Source organism: Flavihumibacter sp. ZG627, assembly GCF_000814325.1.
Lineage (GTDB): Bacteria > Bacteroidota > Bacteroidia > Chitinophagales > Chitinophagaceae > Flavihumibacter.
In genome coordinates this window covers 35667-47650 of record NZ_JPHF01000007.1, presented here as the reverse complement: position 1 = coordinate 47650, position 11984 = coordinate 35667, and the positions used below count along the sequence as shown (strand labels likewise).

Here is an 11984-nt window from a genome sequence, read left to right as displayed (position 1 = left end):
CTATTTAAAACAGCGGATCTTCATCATCCAGTAATTCACGCTCTATTTCTTCCATCTGAACAATATCCCAGGCTTCTGATTCAGTAGGTGTTGCACTCATGATCTCCAGCAATTGCTCTTTATCAAGCCATTCTTCTACCTCAGGCTTCAATTCACAAATAACGAAAGATGCATTATTCTCATAATAAGATTGCTGCACTTTGATCAACGTTTCGGCTGCCTCGAGATCAAGAGATGATACCTTTCCCATATTTAACACAACGTTTTTAACGTCATTTTGGAGAAAGTCATCTAAACGATTCTGCAGGTCTGCTGTCATATTAGCAGTAATATGCTCGTCAAGCAACGTTATGGCATGGAATTTTTCCTTGGTATCAATTTTGACCTGCATACGCGTAAAATTATGTGACGATTTATTCGTTCTTTGAGTGCTGGGAGGGCAAACCTAAACTCAAAAATATTCGTTATTATTGTATAACACACAACAACTTATAAAATGGACAACAATTTTTCAGCCCAGGTAAAAGAGATCATCTCGTTCAGCAGGGAGGAAGCGTTGCGATTGGGGAATGATTTTATCGGTACGGAGCACTTGCTGCTGGGACTGATAAGAGAAGGTGACAACACCGCTGTCCGTATTCTAAAAAGTTTCAATGTTGACCTTTATGAACTCCGCAAAGAAGTTGAACTCGCGGTAAAAGATAAAACAGGAAAGAATATTGCTAACATCAATAGTCTGCCGCTTACCAAGCAGGCGGAGAAAGTGATTCGTGTAACGGTACTTGAAGCAAAGGCACTTAAAAGTCCAACTGTAGAAACCGAACACCTGATGCTATCTATATTGAAAAACAAAGAAAATATTGCTACCCAGATCCTCAACCAGTTTGATGTGGACTATGATCTTTTCCGCAATGAATTAGGCGTGGTAAAAAGCAATGACGTAAGAAGTGAATTCCAGGATGAGAATGAAGACGACTTTGATGAGGAAAAGAAATACAGTCAGCAAAAGGCAAAGGCAACGGGAGCAACAAAAAGCAAGACACCGGTACTTGATAATTTCGGAAGAGATATCACCCGGCTGGCAGAAACAAATGCACTCGATCCTATCGTAGGACGTGAGTATGAAATTGAGCGTGTATCACAGATCCTTAGCAGGCGTAAGAAAAACAACCCTATCCTTATCGGAGAACCTGGTGTTGGTAAGACGGCTATCGTTGAAGGTCTTGCACTTCGTATTGTACAGCGTAAAGTATCGAGGGTATTGTTTGATAAAAGAGTTATATCGCTCGACCTGGCAGCGCTGGTTGCCGGTACCAAATACCGCGGACAGTTTGAAGAAAGGATGAAAGCTATCATGAATGAACTGGAGAAGAACCGTGATGTGATCCTGTTCATTGATGAGATCCATACGATAGTAGGTGCGGGTGGTGCAAGTGGTTCACTTGATGCATCCAATATATTCAAGCCCGCCCTCGCAAGAGGTGAGTTGCAATGCATTGGTGCCTCCACGCTTGATGAATATCGTATGTACATCGAGAAGGATGGTGCATTGGACCGTCGGTTCCAGAAAGTGATGGTAGATCCGCCAAGTGTGGAAGAAACCATTCTTATTCTTAACAATATCAAATCGAAATACGAAGATTATCACAACGTCAATTATTCTGATGATGCTATCAATGCCTGTGTGAAACTGAGCGACCGTTATATGACGGACAGGCTTCTTCCCGATAAGGCAATTGACGTATTGGATGAAGTTGGTGCACGTGTTCACCTGAAGAATATCAACGTGCCCGAGGAGATCCTTGAACTCGAAAGAAAGATCGAGGACGTGAAGAATGAAAAGAACCGTGTTGTGAAGAGCCAGAAGTTTGAAGAAGCTGCTTCACTGAGAGATACGGAAAAACGTTTACAGGAAGACCTCGAGCGGGCCAAATCGCAGTGGGAAGAAGAAAGTAAGCATAAGCGTTTCCCCATTAGCGAAGATGATATTGCTGAAGTGGTGAGCATGATGACAGGTATCCCTGTTAAGCGAATGGTTCAGGCAGAAAGCGAGAAGCTGAAGAAGATGGCTACTGATATGGCGGATATGGTTGTTGGACAGGAAGAGGCGATCCAGAAAGTGGTGAAGGCCATCCAGCGTAACCGTGTTGGATTGAAAGATCCTAAGAAGCCAGTGGGTACATTTATTTTTCTCGGACCAACCGGTGTTGGTAAAACCGAACTCGCCCGTTCATTGGCACGTTATCTTTTTGACAGTGAAGATGCATTGGTGCGGATCGATATGAGTGAATACATGGAGAAGTTCACGATCAGCAGACTGATTGGTGCCCCTCCCGGATATGTAGGATATGAAGAAGGTGGTCAGCTTACCGAGAAGGTTCGCCGTAAGCCATATTCTGTGATCCTGCTCGACGAGATCGAAAAGGCACACCCCGATATTTATAATATCCTGTTGCAGGTACTTGATGATGGACAACTGACCGACGGCCTCGGTAGGAAGGTAGACTTCAAGAACAGTCTTATCATCATGACCTCTAACATTGGTGTACGCCAGTTGAAGGATTTTGGGGAAGGAGTTGGATTTGCCACTTCAGCGAGAACCGCCAGCAGTGATGAGAATAATAAGGCGGTTATCGAGAAGGCATTGAAGCGCACATTCTCACCCGAATTCCTGAACAGGATCGATGATGTGATCGTGTTCAATTCACTCACCAAGGAGCATATCTTCCAGATAATTGATATCCTGCTGGCCGGAGTAATGAAGCGCCTGAAGAATCTTGGATTCTCTCTTGAGCTTACAGAAGAAGCCAAGAACTTCATTGCAGAAAAAGGATATGACCAGCAGTTTGGCGCAAGGCCTCTTCACAGGGCGCTGCAGAAATACCTGGAAGATCCTTTGGCAGAAGAGATCCTGAATATGACGATCAAGGATGGTGATATACTTATTGCCGACCTCGATAAAGAGCAGAACAAGATCAGGTTTAGTCTTAAGGAGTCTTCGCCTCCGAAAAAGGAAAAATCAGAAGCATAGTTATTGAATATACAACATCAAAGGCCGTCGATGCGACGGCCTTTTTTGTTTTACTATCTTTGTAAAATGGCACCGAAGAAAAAGATAATCATTACCATTGATGGCTGGAGTAGTTGTGGCAAAAGTACCCTTGCGCGGCAGCTCGCAAAAGAACTCAACTATGTATATATCGATAGTGGCGCCATGTATCGTGCGATCACGCTGTACTTCTTAAGAAACCATATTGACTGGACCGATACTACAGAGGTAGAAGAAGCATTAGCGAACATACAGCTTGATTTTCGTTTCAATGAAGTGAGTGAACAGTCTGAAATATTCCTTAATGATGAGAATGTTGAATACGTAATACGTGATCTGGTTATTGCAGAAAAGGTGAGTGAGATCGCTGCTATCAGGGAAGTGAGGACATTTGCCGTTAAGCAACAACAGGAGATGGGCCGGAAGAAAGGAATTGTTATGGATGGACGCGATATAGGCACGGTTGTTTTTCCCAAAGCTGAATTGAAAATATTCATGACGGCAGATAATGCAGTGAGGGTGGAAAGAAGATTTCGTGAGCTGTTTGAAAAAAATCCTAACATAACGATTGAGGAAGTAAAGAATAACCTCGAAATGCGTGATTATATTGACAGCAACCGCGAGGTGAGTCCCCTTCGCCAGGCCGATGACGCGCTGGTTCTTGACAATTCAAAAGTTACCATGGAGGAACAGCTCCGCATTGCACAGAAATGGGTGAAAGAAAAACTACAATAAAAAAAGCCCGTTTCAGTTGAAACGGGCTGGAAGCAATGTTAGTTTTGGTTATAGTGATTATCTCAGGAAAAGCATCTCCCTGTATTTAGGCAGCATCCAATGGCTATCGTCCACCAATAGTTCCAGTTTGTCGACCCTGTACCTGATAGAATCAAAGTAAGGTGCTTTAACCTGGCTTTCGTAGGCGATTGCTTTTTCCCTTGTATTTTCAATTTTGTTACAAACTTTACGAGCTTCGATGAGTTTCTCTACGAGATCACTCAGTATGTTGATATGCTCGCTGATCTTTTCAAGGATCTGCAATTGGTTAGCATAGCTGCTTTCTTTCAGGCCGATCTCTTTTAATCCACTGATATTGCTGATAAGGATATTCTGGTATTTGATTGCTGCAGGCAATACATGACTGGTACAAAGTTCACCCATGATCCTCGCTTCAATTTGTACATGCTTGATGTATTTCTCGAGTTCGATCTCATGACGTGCTTCCAGTTCTACGTGTGTAAGAACATCATTGCTCTCATAGAGATTCTTGGTTTTGTCGGTAACCATTGCATCAAGTGCCAGCGGGGTGGTCTTCACATTTGGAAGTCCACGGCGACCAGCTTCTGCTGCCCACTCATCACTGTATCCGTCACCTTCAAAAAGAACCTTATCACTCGCAACAATATATTCGCGGATCACATGCATGATAGCGATCTCTTTCTTTTCACCTTTCTCGATCAGCCCGTCAACATCCTTCTTGAATTGCTTAAGGGTTTCCGCCATGATGGTATTCAGAACGGTCATCGGGTTTGCGCAATTGGCAGAAGAACCAACGGCACGGAACTCAAACTTATTACCCGTGAAGGCAAAAGGAGAAGTACGGTTACGATCGGTATTGTCAAGGAGCAATTCCGGAATGCTGCGATGCAGGTCGAGCTTTAAGATGGCCTCATCCTGCTCATCGAATTTTGCACTCACTCTTTCCTTTATTTCTGACAATACATTGCTGAGGTAACCACCAACAAATACTGAGATGATAGCAGGAGGGGCTTCGTTTGCACCAAGACGATGGTCATTTCCTGCAGATGCGATGCATGCACGAAGAACATCAGCATAATCATGAACCGCTTTGATCGTGTTCACGAAGAAAGTCAGGAACATGAGATTTGTCTTAGGCGTTTTGCCGGGAGCAAGAAGGTTAACACCGGTATCGGTTGACATGCTCCAGTTGTTATGCTTACCACTACCGTTGATTCCGGCGAATGGTTTTTCGTGAACCAGTACACGAAGTTTGTGACGACGCGCAACACGATCCATTACGTCCATGAGCAGGGTGTTATGGTCAACAGCAACACTCACTTCTTCAAAGATGGGGGCACATTCGAACTGTGCCGGGGCAACTTCATTATGTCGTGTACGCAGGGGAATACCCAGTTTGTAAGATTCGTTCTCGAAATCGCGCATGAAGGCATAGATACGCTCGGGGATGGAGCCAAAATAATGATCCTCCAGCTGCTGTCCCTTTGCAGGCGCATGACCAAAAACGGTTCTTCCGCTAAGCACCAGGTCGGGCCTTGCATTGAACATGGCCTCATCTATCACGAAATATTCCTGCTCCCATCCAAGGGTTGCAGAAACGCGGTTTACATTTTTATCGAAGTAATTGGCAACATCAACAGCATGCTTATTGAGGGCTTCCAGTGATTTGAGAAGCGGCGCTTTATAATCAAGTGTTTCGCCGGTATAAGAAACAAATATGGTTGGGATACAGAGTGTGCGGCCATTGCCGATCTCCATGATAAAGGCCGGAGAAGAAGGATCCCATGCAGTATAACCACGGGCTTCGAAAGTTGCACGGATACCACCGCTGGGGAATGAGGAAGCATCAGGTTCCTGCTGGATGAGCGCGGCACCATCAAATTCTTCAATGGCGGTACCATCTCCTTTCAATGTGAAAAACGAATCATGCTTTTCGGCTGTAGTTCCTGTTAATGGCTGAAACCAGTGCGTGTAATGCGTTACACCTTTTGTTTCTGCCCACTGGCGGATACCTGCTGCAACCTGGTTGGCAACATTGCGGTCAATTTTCTTTCCACCGCGAATGGAGGCGAGCAGACTTTTATAGCCTTCATCACTCAAAAAGGCCCTGGCCTTCTGGATGGTGAAAACATTCTCCCCAAAAATCGCAGTAATCTTGGCAGATCCCGAAACTTCCACTTCTTTTCCTTCATTGATGCCTTCTAAAGCACTGAAACGTAATGACATTAAGAATTAATTTTAGCTATTGAAAAAAATGATAATCTCAGCTTTTTGAAGGACCCTTAACAGGGTTTTCAAAAATTTCCTCTAAGTTGAGTAAAAAAATGATGCAAATCATCCTTTTCGTGCAGAATAAATATCAGAAACCTCTGTTTTTATAAACATTAATTAATTTATAATGTGAAATTTTATGCCCCCCGGCCGCCAGACTCAGCCAGATCAGCAGGCATAATTCAGGGATCGCCCTGTAGCGCACCAGTGCACCGGGGAATGGAATGGTATAGCCTATGAAGAGGCAGGTGAGGAGGGCGGTGTAGGCGAGCACGGCCGCCATAGGGTAAGGGGCAAGGAGAGCCCTGCCGGGGTAACGACGTGCAATAAGCGTCAGGAATAATCCGAGCAGAACCAGGTTCTGGACCACCATCAGCAATTGAAGGGCGCCGCTGGCATTCCATGGACGCGGTTGCAGAAAGGCATTGTCGGCTGCCATGGGCAGCAACTTTATAAATGATGCGGGAGATGGTTCCAGCCGGTGGAGGCTGACCCTTGTTTTTCCTTCCAGCGTAAAGAATGAGGCTTGCTTTTCCGCAACCATTTCAGGCAGGTTGAGGGGGGAGGGCAATAATCCGCTCAGGAAAAATATCACCATCGCGATCATATGCACCGGGACAAATGCTTTTACCTGGGGCTTTTGTTTTTTCACCACCAACCACCAGGCCACAAGCGATGGGATGATGACGGCTACCAGCGGCGCGCGGATGAAACTGATTCCTGCCAGTGCCAGGATGGTCAGCATCAGGTAACCGGCTTTGCCCCTGGCCAACCATTTTCCATATATATATATAAGGAGTCCGAAAAAGAAGAATAGCCAGGCATCCGATCTTATGCCGCTAAGCCAGAACAGGGTGGGGGGATAAAGAAAGATCAATATGAACAGCCATCGCTTAAGTTGGGGCCAGGCAGCCAGGCATGCCTGGTAAAGCCAGAAATGTCCCCAGAAACTAATACCGCTGAAGGCAACCACATTAATATAATAGTTGCCGCCCGATATAAGGTTTACTATGGCAAGGGGCTTGATGATGAGGGCCTGCTCCATTTTCATCTGGAAAACTGCCAATCCCCCTGCCCAGCCATTCTCTGATACAAGTCGGAATATATCTACATCTTCAAAAAAATAGGCAGGACGATTAAGGAGTTTATCGAGTTCATTCATGCTGTCGCCATTGATGAACCAGGTATCATCGCCGCCATAAAACCGAAGGAAGACAAATCCATAAAGTGAACCCATGATGATCTTTGCTGCCATGGCAAGAAGCAATTGCTGTAAACTGAAACGCGGCTCAGCTTTTCGGGTGAGCCATCGCGTTAGCAACAAAACAATGATCAAAACAATGAAGTAGCGCAGGTATATATCCATCCGGGTTTCTTGATTTTCCTTTTCAAATCTATACATTTGGCTTTAATGTGGCCGAATGCAAGTTGAAACAGACAGATCCCTCCTTATCGCTTTTGTTTCCAATAACGGATGGTCCGTTTATAATTTCAGGCTCGATGTGATCCGGAGCCTGCTGCAGGCCGGGCATCGTATCCTGGTTTTATGTCCGGAGGATGCATTTGTTGACAAGCTCCGCAAGGAAGGATGCCAGTACCAGCCCCTTCACTTTGATAACCGCTCGATTAGTCCGCTGGCCGATATTCAATTTTACCGGGAGGCGAAGAAATATTACAGGCAATACCGTCCCAACCTGGTATTTCATTTTGTTGCCAAACCAAATATTTATGGAACCATGGCTGCCACGGCAGCAGGCATTCCTTCCATTGCAGTGGTAACCGGACTTGGATATGCATTTTCGCAAAAGAATATTCTCTATTATATGGTGAAGCAATTGTACCGCAAAGCACTTAAGGGTGCCCGTGAGGTTTGGTTTCTGAATAATGAGGATGCGGGATTCTTTACACGTAATGGTATTACCGATATAAAAAAAACGCGTGTGCTACCGGGTGAAGGCATTGATACCGAATGGTTTTCACCTCTTTCAAAAAGCGATGGTGGGGATGATGATTTTTGTTTCCTGATGGCAAGCCGTCTCTTAAAAAGCAAGGGTATCGGCGTATTTGCTGATGCCTGCAGGTTACTGCGAAAGAAAGGGTATAAGTTCAGATCAGTATTGATCGGGTCAGTGGAAGCCCATCATCCTGATTCCATTTCAATGGAAGAGCTGGCGCGGTGGGAAAAGGAAGGTCTGCTCCGTTATGAGGGATTCATGGATGATGTAAGGCCATGGCTTTCGGAGTCAGATTGCTTTGTATTTCCCTCCACCTATAACGAGGGTGTGCCGCGCTCCTTACTGGAAGCGGCCAGTATGGAACTGCCGATTGTTACCTCCGATTCAAGGGGCTGCCATGATGTGGTGAAGCATCTTGAAAACGGTTTGCTCTCAAAGCCCGGCGATCCTTTTGACCTTGCCTTAAAGATGGAGGAACTGCTGCTTATGACTCCATCCGTTCGCATGCGCATGGGTAAAAAAGGAAGGGAGCTGGTAAAGGCTCAATTTGATATCAGTATAATAATCGCCCATTATAAACAGGCCGTGGCCGGCATTGAAGGGCATCAATAATTTTCGCATTCACTGCCTTACCTTACCTTTGCGCTTTCTTACACCATCCGCAAAAGCAACATGGAAGTAACCGTTAAAACCGCGCAACAATTACGTCTTACCGCCGAAGAATTTGAACTGATCAAAGAGAAACTCGGCCGAACCCCTAATTTTAATGAACTCTGCGCCTTCAGTGGAATGTGGAGTGAACACTGCAGCTATAAAAATTCCATTAAATGGTTGAAAACCCTTCCAAGGGAAGGTGGCAAAATGCTGGTAGCAGCAGGAGAAGAGAACGCCGGACTCATGGATATGGGGGATGGATATGGCGTTGTTTTCAAGATCGAGAGTCATAACCACCCATCGGCCATTGAACCATTCCAGGGAGCTGCAACCGGTGTGGGAGGTATTCACAGGGATATTTTCACCATGGGGGCAAGACCTATTGCCGCTTTGAATTCTCTGCGTTTTGGTAAACTCACGGAAGGTAAAACCCAGCACCTCTTAGGTGGCGTGGTACATGGCATTGGCCATTATGGCAATTGCTTTGGTGTTCCTACTGTGGGGGGCGAAATATATTTTGAACAATGCTATCATACCAATCCACTCGTGAATGCCATGAGTGTTGGAATTGTAAAGGCGGGCGGTACAGTAAGTGCCACTGCTGAAGGACTAGGCAACCCGGTTATGTTTGTGGGTTCTGCTACCGGTAAGGATGGAATAGGCGGAGCCTCATTTGCATCTGCTGATATCACTGCCGAAAGTACCGAGGAACTGCCAGCGGTACAGGTTGGTGATCCCTTCCAGGAAAAAAAATTACTCGAGGCCTGCCTTGAGGTTATAACAACTGGCGCAGTGGTGGGCATGCAGGATATGGGTGCTGCGGGCATCATCTGCTCTACCGCTGAAATGAGTGCAAAAGGTGGCGTGGGAATGAGGATCGACCTTGATAAAGTACCTACCCGCCAGCAGAATATGAAAACATGGGAACTCCTCCTCAGTGAGAGCCAGGAGCGCATGCTCATGGTGGTTGAAAAGGGCAAGGAAGCATTGGTGGAGAAGATCTTTGAAAAATGGGATCTGCCCTGTTCAGTGATAGGGGAAGTGACTGATAACGGACTCCTCGATTTCTATATGCATGGTGAACTGGAGGCTTCCATCCCGGCTTATGAACTGGTACTTGGCGGCGGTGCACCTGTATATGACCGTGCATATGAAGCGCCGGCATACCTCGAGAAGATCGCTTCTTTTGATGCTGCGAAAGTGCCGGTACCTGCCGACCTTAAAGCAGTGGCATCCCAATTGGTTGAGATCCCCAATATAGCTTCCAAGCGCTGGATCTATGTTCAGTATGACAGCATGGTTGGAACTGGAAATACTTCCACCAATGCTCCCAGCGATGCAGCTGTAGTACTGGCAAAACCAAGCAATAAAGCACTAGCGGTAACAACAGATTGTAATAGCCGCTATGTATATGCCGATCCCTACAAAGGCGCCATGATAGCAGTTGCTGAAGCCGCGAGAAATATAGTGTGCAGTGGCGGCGAGCCACTGGGTGTTACCAACTGCCTGAATTTCGGCAACCCTTACGACCCTCAGGTCTACTACCAATTTGTTCAGGCCATTAAAGGAATGGGTGACGCATGCCGCAGATTCAATACCCCGGTTACCGGCGGTAATGTGAGCTTTTATAACCAGAACCCCGATGGTCCGGTGTACCCAACACCTACAATTGGAATGGTTGGATTGCTGGATTCTGTCGACAATAAAATGACGCTTGATTTTAAGCAGGAAGGTGATGCTATTTACATTATAGGAAATAGTTCAGACTGTATCAATAGCTCTGAATACTTAAATAAAATAGTGGGTGTGGAGCATTCGCCGGTTCCGCATTTTGATATAGAAGAAGAATTTGCCCTTCAGCAAACGATCAGTGAATTGATCAAGGACAAACTGATTGATTCAGCACATGATATCAGTGAAGGTGGACTTTTCATTACGCTGGCAGAAAGTGGATTTAATCGCGATCTCGGATTCAGCATCGATACTGACCCCGCCATTCGTAAGGATGCATTCCTTTTCGGGGAGGGTCAAAGTCGGGTGATCGTATCCGTTAATCCGGAACGTCAGTCGAAGTTGGAGGCCGCAATCGCTGGAAAAGCTTTCAGGAAGATCGGAACTGTAAGCTCGGGCAATATTACCATTGATGGGGAAGACTGGGGCGATATTAATTCCTGGAAAAAGAAATATGATACTGCCATTGAAAGATTGCTGGCAGGCCATGATGCCGAATTTGCAATGAGCCCTATTTAATAATGGCGTAAACTGCCTCATATATGAATACAGATTCTGTTATTGTCATAACCGGTGCCGCGGGTTTTATAGGTAGTTGCCTGGTTGGTTATCTTAACCAGAAAGGATTCAATAATCTTTTGCTGGTGGATGATTTCAGCAGGGATGACAAGGCCCCCAATACCGAAGGGAAATCATTCCTTGAGAAAATCCCCCGGGACCATTTCTTCGAATGGCTGAATGAGCACAAACCCAGGATCGATTTTGTATTTCATATAGGAGCAAGAACCGACACCACCGAATTCAATTATTCCATCCACCAGGAACTGAATGTGGAGTATTCCCAGAAGATCTGGAACTACTGCACCATCCATAATATCCCACTGGTATATGCCTCATCTGCTGCCACCTACGGCGGGGGTGAACTTGGATACGACGACAGTCATGAGCTTGTTTTCAATTTGCAGCCGCTGAACCCTTATGGCGTTTCAAAGAATGAATTTGATAAATGGGTAATGCATGAGGAATGTCATCCCCCTTTTTGGGCGGGACTAAAATTCTTCAATGTGTATGGCCCGAATGAATATCATAAAGGAAGGATGGCAAGTGTGATCTGGCATTCCTTCAACCAGATCCGGGAAACCGGGAAGGTGAAGCTGTTTCGCTCCCACCGCCCCGATTTTAAAGATGGTCAGCAGCTCCGTGATTTTGTTTACGTGATGGATGTGCTGAAGGTTTGTGTGTGGCTGATGGAGAACCAGCCCAAATCAGGATTGTACAACCTGGGAACCGGCAAAGCGCGCGCATTTGAGGACCTCGTTAAGGCAAGTTTCAGGGGAATTGACCGTGAGCCGGTAATTGAATTTATTGATATGCCGGAAGACATCCGTGATAAGTATCAGTATTTCACCGAAGCAAACATGCAGAAACTCAGGGCGGAAGGTTATTCCGAAAACTTCTATTCTCTTGAAGAGGGGGTGGAGGATTATGTGAGAAATTACCTTGTTCCGGGTAAGTACTTTTAAATCATTATATTTACAATATGATTGCTGCCATCACTCCGAAAGAGT

Annotated in this window: 8 protein-coding genes; 5 read left to right on the top strand and 3 right to left on the bottom strand. The window is 45.7% G+C overall.

Annotation, left to right across the window (positions count from 1 at the left end):
- Positions 1-4: 4 nt before the first annotated feature.
- Entirely contained in the window at positions 5-391 is a 387-nt protein-coding gene (locus HY58_RS13750) for an STAS domain-containing protein (RefSeq protein ID WP_039133052.1), read from the bottom strand.
- Positions 392-496: 105 nt separating this feature from the next.
- Between HY58_RS13750 and HY58_RS13745 the strand changes: the two genes are divergently transcribed.
- Together HY58_RS13745 and cmk are read left to right on the top strand one after the other, a co-directional pair.
- Complete coding sequence (locus tag HY58_RS13745; protein WP_039133051.1) at positions 497-3031, top strand: ATP-dependent Clp protease ATP-binding subunit; 2535 nt, start codon at positions 497-499, stop codon at positions 3029-3031.
- Between the two features lie 66 nt (positions 3032-3097).
- Positions 3098-3784 (top strand): (d)CMP kinase, encoded by a 687-nt coding sequence (gene cmk, locus HY58_RS13740; protein WP_039133049.1) that lies wholly within the window; start codon positions 3098-3100, stop codon positions 3782-3784.
- A gap of 57 nt (positions 3785-3841) precedes the next feature.
- On the opposite strand, the gene HY58_RS13735 is transcribed toward cmk, so the two are convergent.
- Together HY58_RS13735 and HY58_RS13730 are read right to left on the bottom strand one after the other, a co-directional pair.
- Entirely contained in the window at positions 3842-6031 is a 2190-nt protein-coding gene (locus HY58_RS13735) for a glutamine synthetase III (protein WP_039133047.1), read from the bottom strand.
- 133 nt (positions 6032-6164) lie between these two features.
- Positions 6165-7442: a hypothetical protein gene (locus HY58_RS13730; RefSeq protein WP_156123694.1), complete on the bottom strand. Its 1278-nt coding sequence runs from the start codon at positions 7440-7442 to the stop codon at positions 6165-6167.
- Between the two features lie 55 nt (positions 7443-7497).
- On the opposite strand from HY58_RS13730, the gene HY58_RS13725 reads away from it, so the two are divergent.
- Genes HY58_RS13725 through rfaD form a run of 3 tightly spaced genes read left to right on the top strand, consistent with a single transcriptional unit; the run spans position 7498 to position 11939 of the window.
- Complete coding sequence (locus HY58_RS13725) at positions 7498-8643, top strand: glycosyltransferase family 4 protein (protein ID WP_052324129.1); 1146 nt, start codon at positions 7498-7500, stop codon at positions 8641-8643.
- Positions 8644-8703: 60 nt separating this feature from the next.
- The gene (purL, locus tag HY58_RS13720; protein WP_039133036.1) at positions 8704-10935 is read left to right on the top strand and encodes a phosphoribosylformylglycinamidine synthase subunit PurL; all 2232 of its coding nucleotides are present in this window, start codon (positions 8704-8706) and stop codon (positions 10933-10935) included.
- Between the two features lie 23 nt (positions 10936-10958).
- A complete protein-coding gene (rfaD, locus tag HY58_RS13715; protein ID WP_039133028.1) occupies positions 10959-11939 on the top strand; it encodes an ADP-glyceromanno-heptose 6-epimerase in 981 nt (326 codons plus the stop codon).
- Positions 11940-11984: the final 45 nt, after the last annotated feature.